We start from the raw sequence: 16,896 nt of genomic DNA, 5'->3' as shown, positions 1-16,896 counted from the left end.
CGGGGCTTCGGGTGTGCGCAGCTCCCTCCCGCCCGGTTGGCAGAACCATGGGCGCCCACGGGGCACGGGCAGGCGCGGAGGTGGCATCGGTGAGCGAGCGGGAACCCGAGGGCCGCTCCGGCGGCGGCACTGGTGGCGATGGCGGCCGTAAGGTCCGGCCGGACTATCTGCGGACGAAGTCGATCGAACAGTCCATCAAGGACACCGAGGAGCCCGAGCACGCCCTGACCCGGTCGCTGTCCGCCCTGGACCTCACGGTCTTCGGCGTCGGCGTGATCATCGGGACCGGCATCTTCGTCCTCACCGGGGCCGTCGCCAAGGAGCAGGCGGGCCCCGCGACCGCCCTCGCCTTCGTCGTCGCGGGCATCGTCTGCGCGCTGGCCGCGCTCTGCTACGCCGAGTTCGCCTCGACCGTGCCGGTGGCCGGATCCGCGTACACCTTCTCGTACGCCTCACTGGGCGAGCTGCCCGCCTGGACCATCGGCTGGGACCTGGTGCTGGAGTTCGCGCTCGGCACCGCCGTGGTCGCGGTCGGCTGGGCCGGCTACATCCGCTCGCTGCTGGCCAACGCCGGCTGGGAGCTGCCCGCCGCCCTGTCCGGGCCCGACGCCGCGCACGGCTTCTCCTTCGATGTGCTCGCCGCCGCGCTGGTGCTGGTGATCACCGCGATCCTGGTCCTCGGGATGAAGCTGTCGGCGCGGGTCACCTCGGTGGTGGTCGGGGTGAAGGTGGCCGTGGTGCTGCTGGTCATCATCGCGGGCTCCTTCTTCATCGACCCTGCCAACTACCGCCCCTTCATCCCCGAGGCCAAGGGCACGATCTCGGGCTCGGGACTCACCGCGCCGCTGATCCAGCTGATGTTCGGCTACCAGCCGACGACCTTCGGCGTCGAGGGCATCTTCACCGCCGCCGCCGTGGTCTTCTTCGCCTTCATCGGCTTCGACGTGGTGGCGACCGCGGCGGAGGAGACCAGGAACCCCCAGCGGGACATGCCCCGGGGCATCCTCGGCTCGCTCCTCATCTGCACCGTGCTCTATGTCGCCGTGTCGATCGTGGTCACCGGGATGCAGAAGTACACCCGGCTGACGGTGGACGCCCCGCTCGCCGACGCCTTCAAGGCCACCGGACACCCCTTCTACGCGGGCGTCATCAGCTTCGGCGCCGCGGTCGGGCTGACCACGGTGTGCATGATCCTGCTGCTCGGCCAGAGCCGGGTGTTCTTCGCGATGAGCCGGGACGGGCTGCTGCCCAGGGTCTTCTCCCGGGTGCATCCGCGCTTCGGCACGCCCTACCGCTCGACGGTCCTGCTCGGCACGCTCATCGCCATCGTCGCCGGGTTCACCAGCATCTCCCAGCTCGCGGCCCTGGTGAACATCGGCACGCTCTTCGCCTTCGTCGTGGTCGCGCTCGGCGTGCTGATCCTCCGCAACACCCGGCCCGATCTGCCCCGCGCCTTCCGTACGCCATGGGTGCCGGTGCTGCCGATCGTGTCGGTGGCCGCCTCGCTGTGGCTGATGCTCAATCTGCCCGCCGAGACCTGGCTGCGGTTCGCGGTGTGGATGGCCATCGGCTTCGTCGTCTACTTCCTGTACGGGCGCCGCCACAGCCGGGTGACCGAGACGGGGACGCGTACGGAACAGGGCCCGCGAGGAGCCGCCTGACCGGTCCTGCCGTCCTAGGACGAGCCGTCGGGGCGGACCGACCGGGGGCCCGTCGTCTGCGCGCCCAGCGCCGTGACCCGCGCCCGCAGCCCCTGGTCCGCCGTCACCACCAGGCAGGGGCGGCCCTCGTCACGGGCCGCCACCACCTCCACGATCTGGTCGTCGCCGCTGCCCGGCGCGCTCTCCACCCGCACGCCCTCCACCGGCTCGATGCCCCGCGCCGCGCCCTCGACCACCATCACGATGTCCACCGGAGGTCGGGTGGCCCAGCCGGGCACGCCCGGGCGGTCGGGGAGCCCGGTCCTGGCGAGGACGGCCAGCCGGTCGCGGAGCCGCTCGGCGGCGCCGCGGCGGTCACGCCACCAGCCGTCGGGGACCGAGCCGATCACGTTGGCGGCATCGACGACCACAAGTCCATCCATAGTCCAGGCAAATTACTATGGACTTCGTTCGATCAGGTGGACCAGCTCGGGGAAGGTTGGCAGCGGGCCATGGCGTTGCGGTTGCTCCGCGGCAAGGACGACAGGCTCACAGCCTATGCACTGGTGGCAGGCGGTGTGGCGCGCTGGACGGAAAACCGGCCCGCGGGGCCGGAGTGGACGGGCCCCTGGCTGATCGAGGCCCCCGGCCTGGTCAGCCTGACCGTCGCTCAGAGCGCGGAGGGGTACGCGCATCTGGTAGGGCTTCGGCACCGGCCGGGCGGCGCCGGCGAGCCGGCGCGCGTCGACATCGTCCACGCCACCCAGTTCCAGACCGGCCGCCCCCTGACGGCGTGGCACTCGCTGGGCACCCCGCATCCGAAGGACCCCCGTAAGGCCGCGCGGACCGGCGCGCCCGCCATGGCGGTGGACTCCTCCGGCGCCCTGCGCGTCTTCGTCCGCAACGCCGGGGGCGGGGTGAGCGCGCGGCGGCAGGACCCCAAGGGGACCTGGGAGCGCTGGACCGACTGGAAGGGCACGCATGTGCTGGGCGGACTGTCGGCGGCCGCGACCGCCGACGGCCGTCTCGAACTGCTCGCACCGGCCGGAAAGGGCGCCGCGCTGCGCTGGTACCAGCCCAAGCCCGGCGCCGCCCCGAAGCGGGGCGAGGACGTCCCCGCCGACGCCCGGCCGGACTCGGCGGCCGTGGTGGAGACCAGCCCCGGCACCCTCACCCACTACTGGCGCGACGCCGACAGCGGCGAGCTCCTGGCCTGGCGGCCGGACGCCCCGGCCCCCGCGCCGCTGGGCGGGTCCACGGGCACCGGCCCGGTCGCCGCGGTGCGCGCCGTGGTGGACGGTCACGACTGCACCGTCCTGGCCCACCAGGACGCCGGGCGGCTGGCCGTCGCCGCCCACCCCAGCGAGGACGAGGCGGCGGGGGTGTGGTGGACGCCCTCGGGCGAGCAGGGTGCTCACACCCCGGCGCTGGCGCTGGACGGACAGGGCCGGGTGGTGCTGGCCGCCCTGGGAGTGGACGGACGGCTCCTGGTGGCCCGTCAGAAGACCGACGAGGACGGGCTGGCCCTGAGGGCCTGGAACCGCGTGGGAAGCGGCTGAGCGGCCCCGCAGCCCGCCTGAGAGCCCGGTCGGCGCGACCCCCGGGGAAGGTGCCGCCGGTCCGTTGCCCGCCCCGGGCGTGACCCGACCACCGGGAGTGACCGGCCCCGGATGCGGGTGGCGGGTGTTGCCGCCGGGCCGTGGTCCGGCCGCGGCGGGTGTCGGGAGCGGGGCGCCCTGCGCCGGAGCGCGGGGGCGACGCCGGTAGGGCGAACCCCCAAACGCCCGGGTGCCGGACGGGCTTTCGCCCGCCCGGCACCCGGGCATGCCCTGCGCCGCCGGCGCTACGCGGGAACGCTCGCCACGCCCGGGGCCAGGAACGCCTTCCCGTTCACCCGCTCCGAGACGCCCTCGCGGTCCAGGTACGGCGTGATGCCGCCCAGGTGGAAGGGCCAGCCCGCACCGGTGATCAGACACAGGTCGATGTCCTGCGCCTCGGCGACGATGCCCTCCTGGAGCATCAGGCCGATCTCCTGCGCGACGGCGTCCAGCACCCGGGTGCGCACCTGCTCCTCGGTGAGGACGGTGTCGCCCTGCTGCAGCAGCGCGGCGACCTCCGGGTCCAGCTCCGGCTTCCCGGAATCGTGGACGTAGAAGCCGCGCTTGCCCGCCTCGACCACGCGCCGGAGGTTCTCCGAGACCGTGAAGCGGTCCGGGAACGCGCCGTGCAGCGTCTCGGAGACATGCAGACCGATCGCCGGGCCGACCAGCTCCAGCAGCACCAGCGGGGACATCGGCAGGCCCAGCGGCTCGATGGCGCGCTCGGCGGCGTCGACCGGGGTGCCCTCGTCGATGACGTTCTGGATCTCGCCCATGAAGCGGGTCAGGATCCGGTTGACCACGAACGCCGGGGCGTCCTTGACCAGGACGGCGGTCTTCTTCAGCTTCTTGGCCACGCCGAAGGCGGTGGCCAGCGCCGCGTCATCGGTCTGGTCACCGCGGACGATCTCCAGCAGCGGCAGGATCGCGACCGGGTTGAAGAAGTGGAAGCCCACGACCCGCTCGGGGTGCCTGAGCTGGGACGCCATCTCGGACACCGACAGCGAGGAGGTGTTGGTGGCGAGGATGGCGTGCTCCGGCACGACCGCCTCGACCTCGGCGAACACCTTCTGCTTGACGCCCATCTCCTCGAAGACGGCCTCGATGACGAAGTCGGCGTCGCCGAAGGCGGCGGCCTTGTCCAGCGAACCGGTCACCGCGGCCTTGAGGCGATTGGCCTTGTCCTGGTTGATCCGGCCCTTGAGCAGCAGCTTGTCGATCTCGCCGTGGACATAGCCCACGCCCTTGTCGACCCGCTCCTGGTCGATGTCGGTCAGGACGACCGGCACCTCCAGACGCCGCACGAACAGCAGCGCAAGCTGCGAGGCCATCAGACCCGCGCCCACGACGCCCACCTTGGAGACCGGGCGCGCCAGCGACTTGTCCGGGGCGCCGGCCGGGCGCTTGCCGCGCTTCTGCACCAGGTTGAAGGCGTAGATGCCGCTGCGCAGCTCACTGCCCATGATCAGGTCGGCGAGCGCCTTCTCCTCGGCCTCGTAGCCACGGGCGAGGTCACCGTTGCGCGCGGCGTCGATGATCTCCAGCGCGCGGTAGGCGGCCGGGGCCGCCCCGTGCACCTTGCCGTCGGCGATGGCCCGGCCGCGCACCACGGCCTCGTGCCAGGCGTCGCCGCGGTCGATCTCGGGCCGTACGACCTCGATCTCGCCCTTGAGGACGGAGGCGGTCCAGATCAGCGACTGCTCCAGGAAGTCCGCGCCCTCGAAGATCGCGTCCGCGATCCCGAGCTCATAGACCTGCTCGCCCTTGAGCTGCTTGTTCTGGTTGAGCGAGTTCTCGATGATGACCGAGACCGCGCGGTCGGCGCCGATCAGGTTCGGCAGCAGGGTGCAGCCGCCCCAGCCGGGGACCAGGCCCAGGAACACCTCGGGCAGCGAGAAGGCCGGCAGCGCCGCGGAGACGGTGCGGTAGGCGCAGTGCAGCCCGACCTCGACCCCGCCGCCCATCGCCGCGCCGTTGTAGTACGCGAAGGTGGGCACGGCGAGCGAGGACAGCCGCTTGAAGACGTCATGGCCGCCCTTGCCGATGGCCAGCGCGTCCTCATGGCGCTTCAGCAGCTCCACGCCCTTGAGGTCGGCGCCCACGGCGAAGATGAACGGCTTGCCGGTGATGCCGACACCGGTGATCTCGCCGTCCGCCGCCTCCTTCTCGACCTGGTCGATCGCCGTGTTGAGGTTGGCGAGCGAGGCCGGGCCGAAGGTGGTGGGCTTGGTGTGGTCCAGGCCGTTGTCCAGCGTGATGAGCGCGAAGCGGCCCGCGCCCAGGGGGAGATCGAGGTGGCGGACGTGCGCCTGCGTCACGACCTCGCCCGGGAACAGCTCTGCCGCCCCCTTGAGAAGCTCTGCGGTGTTGGTCACTTGTTCCCCTCGAAGTGCGGGTTCTCCCAGATCACGGTGCCACCCATGCCGAAGCCGATGCACATCGTGGTGATGCCGTAGCGGACCTCCGGCTGCTCCTCGAACTGCCGCGCCAGCTGCGTCATCAGGCGGACACCGGAGGAGGCCAGCGGATGGCCGAAGGCGATGGCGCCGCCGTACTGGTTGACGCGCGCATCGTCGTCCGCGATGCCGTAGTGGTCCAGGAACGACAGGACCTGGACGGCGAACGCCTCGTTGATCTCGAACAGGCCGATGTCCTCGATCGACAGACCGGCCTTGGCGAGCGCCTTCTTGGTCGCCGGGACCGGGCCGTAGCCCATCACCTCGGGCTCGACGCCCGCGAAGGCGAAGGAGACCAGGCGCATCCGCACCGGCAGGCCCAGCTCCTGGGCGAAGTCCTCGGAGGCGAGCAGCGAGGCGGTGGCGCCGTCGTTGAGCCCCGCGGAGTTACCGGCCGTGATCCGGCCGTGCGGACGGAACGGGGTCTTCAGCGCGGCCAGGCCCTCCAGCGTGGTGCCCGGGCGCATCGGCTCGTCGGCGGTCGCCAGGCCCCAGCCCAGCTCCCCGCCCTCGGGGGACGTGCGGCGCACCGAGACCGGCACCAGGTCCTGCTGGATCTTGCCGTTGGCGTACGCCTTGGCGGCCTTCTCCTGGCTACGCACCGCGAACTCGTCGGCGCGCGCCTTGGTGATGTGCGGCAGCCGGTCGTGGAGGTTCTCCGCCGTCATGCCCATGAACAGGGCCGACTCGTCGACCAGCTTCTCCGAGACGAAGCGGGGGTTGGGGTCGACCGCCTCGCCCATGGGGTGGCGGCCCATGTGCTCCACGCCGCCCGCGACGACGGCGTCATAGGCGCCGAAGGCGATGGAGCCCGCGGTGGTCGTCACGGCCGTCATCGCACCGGCACACATCCGGTCGATGGCGTAGCCGGGGACCGACTGGGGCAGCCCGGCCAGGATGCCCGCGGTGCGGCCGATGGTCAGGCCCTGGTCGCCGATCTGCGTCGTCGCGGCGATGGCCACCTCGTCGATGCGCTCCGGCGGCAGATCCGGGTTGCGGCGCAGCAGCTCCCGGATGCACTTGACGACCATGTCGTCGGCGCGGGTCTCATGGTAGATGCCCTTCGGGCCCGCCTTGCCGAATGGGGTCCGGACGCCGTCGACGAAGACGACGTCCCTAGCGGTACGAGGCACGTTGGCTCTCCTCCAGGTGCGGGATGGCACTGCTGCGGGCACGCCCGGGGCGCGCCTCACAGCCTCATGCTACTTATGAGTAACCAAGCTGCCCAGTCCTCACGACCGGAGGGTTGAAGGTCACAGCCGCGAGCCGGCGGCGCCCGCCGCCGGTCCACGCGCGTCACATCATGCCGGGGTCGCCAGCAAGGCGGCCGCGAGCACCGGGGTCACCTGGTCGATCTGCCAGGGACGGGCGCCGTGACCTGCGAGAACGGAGGCGACCGCGTCCGTCGTCGGCTCGGCGGGCGGCTCCCAGCACAGCCGCCGGACGGTGTCCGGGGCGATCAGGTTCTCCTGCGGAAGATTCAGCCCTTCGGCCAGTTGGGTGACGGCCGCACGCGCCGCGGAGAGCCGCGCCGCCGCGGCCGGGTCCTTGTCGGCCCACGCCCGGGGCGGGGGCGGACCGGTCACCGGCTGACCCGGCTGGGGGAGGTCGGCCTCCGGCAGCTCACGAGCCCGGTCCACCGCGGCCTGCCACTGCTCAAGCTGGCGCCGGTTCATCCGGTGGCCGAAACCGTTCAGCGCGGCCAGCGCCCGGACGTTCGCGGGCAGGGCCAGCGCGGCCTCGACGATGGCAGCGTCGCCCAGCACCTTGCCCGGCGAGACATCGCGGCGCTGGGCGATCCGGTCCCGGGCCGTCCACAGCTCGCGCACCACGGCCATCTGCCGGCGCCGCCGGACCTTGTGCATCCCCGACGTCCGCCGCCAGGGGTCCTTGCGCGGCGGGGCGGGCGGGGCCGCGGCGATGGCCGCGAACTCCTGATGCGCCCACTCCAGCTTGCTCTGCCGCTCCAGCTCCTCCTCCAGCGCGTCGCGGAGGTCGACCAGCAGCTCGACATCGAGCGCGGCGTAGTGCAGCCAGGGGTCGGGCAGCGGGCGGGTCGACCAGTCGACGGCGGAGTGGCCCTTCTCCAGGGCGTATCCAAGGATGTTCTCGACCATGGCGCCGAGCCCCACCCGGGCGAATCCGGCCAGCCGGCCCGCGAGTTCGGTGTCGAAGATCCGGGCGGGGATCATGCCTATGTCACGCAGACAGGGCAGATCCTGGGTCGCCGCGTGCAGGACCCATTCGGCGTCGGCGATCGCGGCGCCCAGACCGGAGAGGTCGGGGCAGCCGACGGGGTCGATCAGTGCGGTCCCCGCTCCGGCCCGGCGCAGCTGGACCAGATAGGCCCGCTGTCCGTAGCGGTAGCCGGAGGCGCGCTCGGCGTCGACGGCCACCGGGCCGTGGCCCGCGGCGAAGGTCCCGATGACCTCGGCGAGCGCGTCCGCGTCTGCGGTGACGGGCGGGATGCCCTCGCGCGGCTCCAGCAAGGGGACCGGCGCCGGGGGGAGGTCGTCCGGAGGAGCGCCCCCGGTGGTTCGCAGTGTCGTCTCTGCTGCGGTCTCTTGGGCGTCGGTCACCTGTCAAGGGTAGCTGTGTGCGGCGAGTACGCAGGGCGCCCGTCGACGGAACGTTCCGTCGACGGGCGCGGGGATGGTGGGGAGAGGCGCGACGGCCGGGTGGGCGATACGGCTCAGTGGATGATCCCGGTGCGCAGTGCGACCGCGACCATGCCGGCCCGGTCCCCGGTGCCCAGCTTGCGGGCGATCCGGGCGAGGTGACTCTTGACGGTGAGGGCGGACAGGCCCATCGAGACGCCGATGGCCTTGTTGGACTGGCCCTCCGCAACCAGCCTCAGCACCTCGACCTCGCGGCCCGACAGCTCCCGGTAGCCGCCGGGGTGGCCGGGGGCGCCCGGCGGGCGGCGGTGCATCCGGGCGGCGGCGCCGAGCGGGGCGGTGCCGGGACGGCCCGGGATGCCGAGGTTGGTGCGGGTGCCGGTGACGACATAGCCCTTGACGCCGCCGGCCAGCGCGTTCCTTACGGCGCCGATGTCATCGGCGGCGGACAGGGCCAGCCCATTGGGCCAGCCCGCGGCGCGGGTCTCGGAGAGCAGGGTGAGGCCGGAGCCGTCGGGAAGGTGGACATCGGCGACGCAGATGTCGCGCGGATTTCCGATGCGGGGACGGGCCTCGGCGATGGACGACGCCTCGATGACGTCGCGCACCCCGAGGGCCCAGAGGTGGCGGGTGACGGTGGACCGTACGCGGGGGTCGGCGACGACGACCATGGCCGTCGGCTTGTTCGGGCGGTAGGCGACCAGGCTGGACGGTTGCTCGAGGAGAACAGACACCAGGCCTCCTGGGAGTTGTGGGACGGGTCACCACGTCCTTCGGCACCGATACGGCCCGGCTTTAGGGAAAGATCACGATTTGGTGAGTAACAATTCGGGCAATTAGGACGACTGATCGATCACGGCTGTACTTTTTTGAGGCTCGGTTCGCCTCCGGGGCGCTTTAATTTCCCCCGGCTGCCGCTGGGAGGTGCCCCTGCCGGTACGCCCAAGCACCCGGATGCGTCGCGGCGCCCATCGGCTTACTCGGTTGCCGCAGGGAGGTGGCCCGGGTCGGAAGACCCGAGCCACCTTGTGTGCTGCGGCGCTCTTGGGGCTTGGCTGGTTGCCCCTCAGCGGGCCTGAGGGCCCCGTCGTTGGGGCAGCGAGACGACCCCCGCCTCCGCGGCCCCTGCCGGGGGCAGGCCCGCGATCTGGCACAGGAGGTCGCACCAGGCGGCCAGATGTCCCGCGGTGTCCGGCACGCCCAGCGGTTCGCCTGCGCCCTCTTCCGCGGGCTCCGGGCGCCGCGGGCCGGGGTGGGCCGGTTCGGGGGCCGGGTGGGCGGCCGGGGTCCACGAGGCGCGGATCTCGATCCGGGTCGACGGCTCCCGTTCGCCCATCGCGCCGAAGTAGTGCGAGCTCGCCCGGGTGACCGTGCCGCTGGGCTCCCCGTACGGCAGACCGCGGGCCTCCAGTGCGCCGGTGAGCCAGGACCAGCACACCTCCGGCAGCAGCGGATCCGCCGCGATCTCCGGCTCCAGGTCCGCGTGGACCAAGGTGACCAGGCGGAAGGTGCCGCGCCAGGAGTCGTGCCCGGCCGGGTCGTGCAGCAGGATCAACCGCCCCTCGGCCAGCTCCTCGTCGTCCGACGCGCCGGTGACCACCGCCTCCAGCGCGTATGAGTAGGGTGCGAGCCGACGCGGGGGTGGGGTCGGATCGAGCTCCACCTCGGGCCGTACCCGCACACCGCACAGCGCGGCGACGGCATGCCGGAAGGCGGGAGGGGTGTCCTCACCGCCTGCTTCCGTGCCGTCAGGGCCGTCAGCACCGTTCGAGAGGTGTCCTTGAACCGCTGCCATGCCCGGAAGACTAGGCGCAGTGAGGGCCCTAACCGGGGAGGAACACCCGGGTTGGCGGGTCACTCGTTCGGCCCGTGCGAAGATTTGGGGCATGAGCGCCAATGAGCGGCCCTCGGGCCAGCAGCAGACCGGCCGCGCCGCGGCTCGTGCCACAGCCGATTCGGCCTTTCTGCGGGCCTGCCGTCGGGAGCCGGTGCCTCATACGCCGGTGTGGTTCATGCGGCAGGCGGGGCGCTCGCTTCCGGAGTACCGCAAGCTGCGTGAGGGCACCGCGATGCTCGAGTCCTGCATGCGGCCCGACCTGGTCACCGAGATCACCCTGCAGCCGGTGCGCCGGCACCGGGTGGACGCGGCCATCTACTTCAGCGACATCGTCGTGCCGCTCAAGGCCATCGGCATCGACCTCGACATCAAGCCCGGTGTCGGGCCCGTCGTCGAGCGGCCGATCCGTACCCGGGCCGATCTGGAGCGGCTGCGTCCGCTCGACCCGGACGATGTGAAGTACGTCACCGAGGCTATCGGGGCGCTCGTCGGCGAGCTCGGCGCGACCCCGCTCATCGGCTTCGCGGGCGCCCCCTTCACGCTCGCCAGCTATCTGGTCGAGGGCGGCCCCTCGCGCAACCACGAGCACACCAAGGCGCTCATGTACGGCGACCCGGCGCTGTGGGCCGCGCTGCTCGACCGGCTCGCCGACATCACCGCCGCCTTCCTCAAGGTGCAGATCGAGGCGGGCGCCTCGGCCGTCCAGCTCTTCGACTCCTGGGTGGGCGCCCTCGCCCCCGCCGACTACCGCCGCAGCGTGCTGCCCGCCTCCACGAAGGTCTTCGACGCCGTCGCCGGATACGGGGTGCCGCGCATCCACTTCGGCGTGGGCACCGGTGAGTTGCTCGGACTGCTCGGCGAGGCGGGCGCGGATGTCGTGGGCGTCGACTGGCGGGTGCCGTTGAACGAGGCCGCCCGGCGGGTCGGCCCCGGCAAGGCGCTCCAGGGCAATCTCGACCCCGCCGTGCTCTTCGCCCCGCGTACGGCGGTCGAGGCCAAGGCGGAGGAGGTGCTGGAGGCCGCCCGGGGGCTGGAGGGGCACATCTTCAACCTCGGCCACGGCGTGCTGCCCAGCACCGACCCGGACGCGCTGACTCGCCTTGTGGAGTATGTGCACACAAGGAGCGCATCGCGCGCACCTTCTGTGAAGGTCTGAACCAAGCGGGAACCCGCGTGCCTCCCGTGGCGTCGTGAGGGGCATGACCGACATGCCCGCCACCGCGCTGTCAGATTCGCCAGAGTTGTCGGAGTGTGTCCATTTCGTCGACGAATGGGACGGCATCCTCCACGAGACCTACGGCGGCGACGCGGACCGGGCCGTCCTGGACTGTGCCAGGCGGCTGGCGGCCGATCCCGCGGGCGAGGAGGCGTACGCCTGGACGCTCGGGCTGGTCATGATGGCCGCGTACATCGGCCGGTTCTCCCGTAAGGACGTCGCGGCGGCGGCCCTGGAGGCCCTCCACGCCACCGACCGGCGGCTGCGTGACCTGCCCTGCGCCCACCGGACGCATCCTTACGAGAGCGATCTGGACGACCGGATCGACCACTTCGTGGACGATCTGCCGCTGCTCACCAACGGGTTGGCCGAGGACGAGGACCCCGACTGGGAGGACGACGCGACCAAGGAGCAGTGGCTGTGCCCGCGCGACATCGCCGGGTACGCGCGGGTCGCCGTGGACATCATCGCCCCCGGCAGCGTGGGCGGCATCCCGCCCCGGCTCCCGGCCCGCGACGCGCGCCGCGCCGAGGATCTGCGCTCGATCGTCTGGGACTACCCGAGCGCGGCCGTCGACCCCGGCCAGGAGCTGTCCGCCTACGCCAGGAACCTGGTCGCCAACCCCCTGGGCTATCACCGCGCCGGGCTCGTGGTCGTCCTGCACGCCGCCTGCTGGTATGCCGCCAGCGGCCGGATCCGCGACCAGCGGGTCCTGGACACCATGGTGGAGGCCCTGGAGGCGGTGCTGCCCGGCCTCGGCGACGCGTCCTGCGCACACGGCGAGGGCGACCACCCCGAGGTCGGCCGGGACACCGCGGAGCAGGCCACCGTGGGTATCCATCTGCTCAGCCCCGGCGGCCGGGGCGTCTACCGCCACTGGCACCGGGAGGAGCTGGAGACGGCGCCGCTGGAGGCGTGGCTGTGCCCGGCCTTCCTCGCCGCGATCGCCCGCGAGGCGCTGGACCATCTGCGGACCGGCCGGGAGCAGCTGTTCGGCCTCCGGGACACCGCCCACCTGGACGAGGCGCTGCTGCGCCCCGACGGACGGCTCGACATCGAACGGCTCACCCACGCCGTGCGCTTCCGCTGCCGGGACGGACAGGCCGCGGAGGACGCCGGGCTGTGGGCCGCCCGGCGGTTCGCGGCGGGCCCGGCCGATCCGCGCGAGCGGCTGGTGCTGCTGCTGGTCGCCTGCTGGTCGGTGACCTCGGGCGAGGAGCCCCCGCCCGAGGCCGTCCACCGGGATCTGCGGGCGATCCTCGGCGCGGTGCGGACCGCTCCGGCGGCCGAGACCTGCCCGCATGGGGACGCGCATCCCTGGGACGTGCTGACCGAGCTGGTCGGGCGCCGTCACTTCGGCTTCCACGAGGACCCTTACGGCGCTCATCTCAACCATCTCTACGCGCCCGGGGAGTACGACACGCCCGAGCGGCCCTTCGACTCCGAGGCGTGGAGCTGCCCCCGCCATGTGGCCCAGCGGGTGCGGCTCGCGCTCCGGGTCATCGACGGCGCGAACTGATCGGTGGCCGGGCGCCCAGGGGGCCGCGGCGCCCCGGCGCCTCGCTGCCGGACCTGACGCGGGCGTACGGGCAGGGCCCGCCCCCTGGGGTAGCGCGCCTGCGGCGAGCCTTCCCCTACCCGCCCCTCCCCGCAACCGGGGCTCCGCCCCGGACCCCGCTCCTCAAACGCCGGAGGGGCTGGTTTCAGCCCGCTCCTCAAGCGCCGGAGGGGCTGGTTTTCACGGTTCCCGCCGCCTTGCGTGCCGCCACCAGTACCGGGTCCCACACCGGGGAGAACGGCGGGGCGTAGCCCAGGTCCAGCGCCGTCATCTGCTCCACCGTCATCCGGGCGGTCAGTGCGACCGCCGCGATGTCGACCCGCTTGCCCGCGCCCTCGCGGCCGACGATCTGCGTGCCGAGCAGCCGTCCCGTGCGCTGCTCGGCGAGCATCTTCACCGTCATCGGCCGGCTGTCCGGGTAGTACCCGGCCCTGCTGGTCGACTCGATGGTGACCGCCTCGAACTTCAGCCCCACGGCGGCGGCTTCGGCCTCCAGCAGCCCGGTGCGGGCGATCTCCAGATCGCAGACCTTGCTGACAGCAGTGCCGACGACACCGGGGAAGGTCGCGTAGTCGCCGCCCACATTGGCGCCGATGACCTGCCCGTGCTTATTGGCGTGGGTGCCCAGCGGAATGTGCCGGGTGCGGCCGGAGACCAGGTCGAGGACCTCGACGCAGTCGCCGCCCGCCCAGATGTTGTCGTGACCGCGCACGCGCATGGCCAGATCGGTCACCAGCCCGCCGTAGGGGCCCACCGGCAGCCCCGCCGCCTGGGCGAGCCCGGTCTCGGGGGCCACCCCGAGGCCCAGGACCACGAGGTCGGCGGGGTATTCGCTGACCTTGGTGGCCACGGCCCGCACCCGGCCGTCCTCGCCGGTGACCACCTCGGTGACCTCCGCGCCGGTCACGGTGTCGATGCCGAGCCCCGTCATCGCGTCGCGCACCAGCCGCCCCATGTCGGGGTCGAGCGTGGACATCGGCTGCTCACCGCGCTCCAGGACGGTGACCTGGCAGCCGCGCTGGATGAGCGCCTCGGCCATCTCCACCCCGATGTATCCGGCGCCGATCACGACCGCGCGCTCGACCCGGGTGGACTCCAGGGTCTCCAGCAGCGCCCGCCCGTGGTCCAGGGTCTGCACCCCGTGGACGCCGGGGGCGTCGATCCCGGGCATGTCGGGGCGGCGCGGCCGGGCGCCGGTCGCGATGACCAGGTCGTCGAAGCCGTGCCAGCGCTCGTCGCCCTTACCGCGCGGGTCGACGTCCCGCGCCAGGACCCGCTGGCCGGCGAGGTCGATCTCGACGACCTCGGTGTGCGTTCGTACGTCGATCCCGCGGCCCTGGTGGGTCTCGGGCGTACGGGCGATGAGCTCGTCGGGGCCGTCCACCACCCCGCCGACCCAGTACGGGATGCCGCAGGCCGAGTACGAGGTGAACTGGCCGCGCTCGAAGGCGAGGATCTCCAGCTCGCTCCGGCTCTTGAGCCTGCGCGCCCGCGACGCGGCGGACATGCCCGCCGCGTCGCCCCCGATGACCACCATGCGTCGTGCCGCCGCCATGTATGCCCCTCCGCCACTGGATGTCCGGCTTTAGGGGACCAACCTATGCGCGCGAGGTGTTCTCCCGGATCAGCACATACAGCCCCGCGCTGGCGAGCATCAGCACGCCGTCGATGTAGACCGCGTGCGTCCAGCTTCCGTAGTGGTCGAAGAGGGTGCCGCTGAGGGCCGGGCTGACCACCGCGCCGATCTCCCCGACCAGGTTGAACAGGCCGAAGGCCGCGCCGCGTTCGGCCGCGTCGACCACATCGTTGAGCAGCGCGTGCGCCATCGGCTGGAGCGCGTTGAAGAACAGGCTGGTCACGAAGAGCAGGATGGACATCACCCAGAGGGAGGGCTTCTCACTGGTCTGCAGATACGCGGCGAACACCAGCACCAGCACGCCCTGGACCAGGGTGAACGCGATCAGCAGCGGCCGCCGCCCCCAGCCCCGGGCCTTCGCCCGGTCCGAGAGCCGGCCTCCGGCCGGGAAGCCGAGGATGCCCGCGCCCGCGTTGAAGGTGGCCACCAGCGCGGCGTTCTGGAAGGAGCTGTGGGCGGCGTCCGCGACGATCGACACCGACCAGAAGCTGAAGAACCACAGATTCCACATGACCGCGATGAAGGCGAAGCTGAGCAGCAGCACATTGCGGTTCCGGGAGACCGAGCCCAGTTTGCTGCTCCGCCGGGCGAAGATCGCCCCGATGAGCAGGAACGCCAGCACGCACTCCAGGACGGCCACGCCCCAGCTCGGCATCCCCGCCCCGTCGGCGATCAGATAGACCGCCATGACCGCGGCGCACAGCACCGCCGAGATCCCCAGCAGCCGCAGGGTGGAGCCGGTGGCCTTGAGCGGACCGCCGATGCGGCGCATATAGACCGCCGTGACCCAGCCGAACGCCAGCGTCGCACCGCCCAGCACCAGGAACGGCATCCGCCAGGCGTCCTCCTCGCCGAGCACCTCCCCGCCCCAGTCGATCAGATACGGCGCGCTGATGGTCGCGACCGTCAGCCCGATGGCCAGTCCGGTGATCGCGACGCCCATGCCCAGACCGGCCTTGGCGGGCGGGGTGCGCTGGGCGATCAGCGAGCGGTCGTTGGAGTAGAAGACGCCCTCGCCGAGGCCGGTCAGCACCCGCAGCACGACGAAGGCGATCAGCCCGGTCATCAGGCCGCTGGCGAGGGTCGCGACCCCCGCCCACAGCAGCGAGACCGCGAGCATGGTGCGATGCCCGAAGCGGTCGCCGAGATAGCCGCCGGGGAACTGGGTCAGCATGTAGCCCGCGAAGAAGAGGCTGCCGATCAGGCCGCCGAGCGCGTGCGGATGGCTGGCGGAGCCCAGCATGGCGTGGTCGTGCTCGATCAGCCAGGTGACGACCGGGCCGGTGATGGTGCGGTCGGCGTACGAGAAGAGCCAGCCGCCCAGCAGCATGGCCCACAGGGTGTGGTATGGCTGCCAGCCGCCCCGGGGCGCCTCCCGCCCCTGCGCGGTGGGCTCTGCGGTCACTTCGGGCATGTCTCCATGTCCCCCTTCGGGCCTGGGCGTTCAGGCTCGGCAGCTCGGTATGTGCCACACAGAATGTGGCCGGACATCGGCCGCGGCAAGGCGCGCTCCGGGGTCTTTCACCGACCGGAAGCCTCCGCGACGGGCTCTTGCCCCAGGGCGGCGGCGAGGGTACGGGAGATGCCGTGGGCGGCGACCCGTACGGCCGGGATCAGCCCCGGGGCCCGCCCCTCCGCGGCCGGCACCACCACCGAAAGCGAGGCCACCACCTCCCCGCGCGGTCCGCGCACCGGGGCGGCGATGGACAGCCCGTCCATGGTGATCTGCCGGTCGCTGACCGCGATCCCGGTGCGCCGCACCTCGGCGAGGGCGGCCCGCAGCCGGTGCGGGTCCTGGATCGTCAGCTCGGTGTAGCGGCGCAGCGGGCGGGCGCACACCCGCTCGTACAGCCGTGGCGGCCCGTACGCGAGCAGCACAAGACCGACGCCGGTCGCGTGCAGCGGCCAGCGGCTGCCGACCCGGGTGCGCACCTGGACCGCCGAGTGTCCCGAGATCAGCTCGACATAGACCACCTCCAGGCCGTCCCGCACGGCGAGCTGGACGTTCTCGTGGGTGGCCTCGTACAGGTCCTCCATGAACGGCAGCGCCGCCTCGCGCACCCCGACCCCGCGCGGTGAGAGCGTCGCCACCTCCCACAGCCGCAGCCCGATGTGGTACGCCCCGGTGGCGTCGCGCTCCAGGGCGCCCCAGCGGGTGAGCGAGGCGACCAGCCGGTGCGCGGTGGCCAGTGGCAGCCCGGCGCGCCGGGCGAGGGCGGTGAGGGACAGCGATCGGTGCGAGGCGTCGAACGCGTCGAGGACCGCCAGCATCCGGCCCGCGACCGAGCGGCCCGCGTCCGGACTGCCGGGGGCGCGGGAGCCCGGTGGGCTCATGGG

Annotated in this window: 13 protein-coding genes; 4 read left to right on the top strand and 9 right to left on the bottom strand. The window is 72.5% G+C overall.

Translation table 11 applies throughout. The annotated features are described in order from the left end of the window. The first annotated feature begins 167 nt into the window (after positions 1-167). Entirely contained in the window at positions 168-1,661 is a 1,494-nt protein-coding gene (locus J5X86_RS33710) for an amino acid permease (protein WP_208520559.1), read from the top strand. Between the two features lie 14 nt (positions 1,662-1,675). On the opposite strand, the gene J5X86_RS33705 is transcribed toward J5X86_RS33710, so the two are convergent. Next, positions 1,676-2,083, bottom strand: a complete 408-nt coding sequence (locus J5X86_RS33705; RefSeq protein WP_208520484.1) for an NTP pyrophosphohydrolase — start codon at positions 2,081-2,083, stop codon at positions 1,676-1,678. A gap of 69 nt (positions 2,084-2,152) precedes the next feature. Between J5X86_RS33705 and J5X86_RS33700 the strand changes: the two genes are divergently transcribed. Next, entirely contained in the window at positions 2,153-3,199 is a 1,047-nt protein-coding gene (locus J5X86_RS33700; protein ID WP_208520483.1) for a hypothetical protein, read from the top strand. Between the two features lie 284 nt (positions 3,200-3,483). Here the strand turns inward: J5X86_RS33700 and J5X86_RS33695 are convergent, their stop codons facing one another. From J5X86_RS33695 to J5X86_RS33675, 5 genes are all read right to left on the bottom strand, one after another. Beyond that, positions 3,484-5,613 (bottom strand): 3-hydroxyacyl-CoA dehydrogenase NAD-binding domain-containing protein, encoded by a 2,130-nt coding sequence (locus J5X86_RS33695; RefSeq protein ID WP_208520482.1) that lies wholly within the window; start codon positions 5,611-5,613, stop codon positions 3,484-3,486. Then, positions 5,610-6,827 (bottom strand): acetyl-CoA C-acyltransferase, encoded by a 1,218-nt coding sequence (locus J5X86_RS33690; RefSeq protein ID WP_208520481.1) that lies wholly within the window; start codon positions 6,825-6,827, stop codon positions 5,610-5,612. Before J5X86_RS33690 ends, J5X86_RS33695 begins: the two co-directional genes overlap by 4 nt. Before the next feature lie 168 nt (positions 6,828-6,995). Beyond that, positions 6,996-8,273: a ribonuclease D gene (locus J5X86_RS33685; protein WP_208520480.1), complete on the bottom strand. Its 1,278-nt coding sequence runs from the start codon at positions 8,271-8,273 to the stop codon at positions 6,996-6,998. Positions 8,274-8,386: 113 nt separating this feature from the next. Beyond that, positions 8,387-9,046 (bottom strand): response regulator transcription factor, encoded by a 660-nt coding sequence (locus tag J5X86_RS33680; RefSeq protein WP_014055528.1) that lies wholly within the window; start codon positions 9,044-9,046, stop codon positions 8,387-8,389. Between the two features lie 332 nt (positions 9,047-9,378). Then, positions 9,379-10,107 carry a DUF3000 domain-containing protein gene (locus J5X86_RS33675; RefSeq protein ID WP_208520479.1) on the bottom strand — a complete coding sequence of 243 codons (729 nt, stop codon included), beginning with the start codon at positions 10,105-10,107 and terminating at the stop codon, positions 9,379-9,381. A 91-nt stretch (positions 10,108-10,198) separates the two neighbouring features. Between J5X86_RS33675 and hemE the strand changes: the two genes are divergently transcribed. Together hemE and J5X86_RS33665 are read left to right on the top strand one after the other, a co-directional pair. After that, positions 10,199-11,305, top strand: coding sequence for a uroporphyrinogen decarboxylase (gene hemE / locus J5X86_RS33670; protein WP_208520478.1), 1,107 nt, complete (start codon positions 10,199-10,201; stop codon positions 11,303-11,305). 43 nt (positions 11,306-11,348) lie between these two features. Beyond that, positions 11,349-12,884 (top strand): hypothetical protein, encoded by a 1,536-nt coding sequence (locus J5X86_RS33665; protein ID WP_243982103.1) that lies wholly within the window; start codon positions 11,349-11,351, stop codon positions 12,882-12,884. A 196-nt stretch (positions 12,885-13,080) separates the two neighbouring features. On the opposite strand, the gene J5X86_RS33660 is transcribed toward J5X86_RS33665, so the two are convergent. The 3 genes from J5X86_RS33660 to J5X86_RS33650 all read right to left on the bottom strand — a co-directional run bounded on the left by J5X86_RS33660 (position 13,081) and on the right by J5X86_RS33650 (position 16,893). Continuing rightward, positions 13,081-14,478, bottom strand: coding sequence for an FAD-dependent oxidoreductase (locus J5X86_RS33660; protein WP_208520477.1), 1,398 nt, complete (start codon positions 14,476-14,478; stop codon positions 13,081-13,083). Between the two features lie 43 nt (positions 14,479-14,521). Next, a complete protein-coding gene (locus J5X86_RS33655) occupies positions 14,522-15,973 on the bottom strand; it encodes an MFS transporter (RefSeq protein ID WP_208520476.1) in 1,452 nt (483 codons plus the stop codon). A 107-nt stretch (positions 15,974-16,080) separates the two neighbouring features. After that, the gene (locus J5X86_RS33650; protein WP_208520475.1) at positions 16,081-16,893 is read right to left on the bottom strand and encodes an IclR family transcriptional regulator; all 813 of its coding nucleotides are present in this window, start codon (positions 16,891-16,893) and stop codon (positions 16,081-16,083) included. Between the last annotated feature and the right edge of the window lie 3 nt (positions 16,894-16,896).

Origin of the sequence: Streptomyces sp. NEAU-YJ-81 (assembly GCF_017592595.1) — a bacterium.
In the GTDB taxonomy this organism is placed as follows: domain Bacteria; phylum Actinomycetota; class Actinomycetes; order Streptomycetales; family Streptomycetaceae; genus Streptomyces; species Streptomyces hygroscopicus_B.
This window is presented reverse-complemented; position numbering and strand designations above follow the sequence as displayed.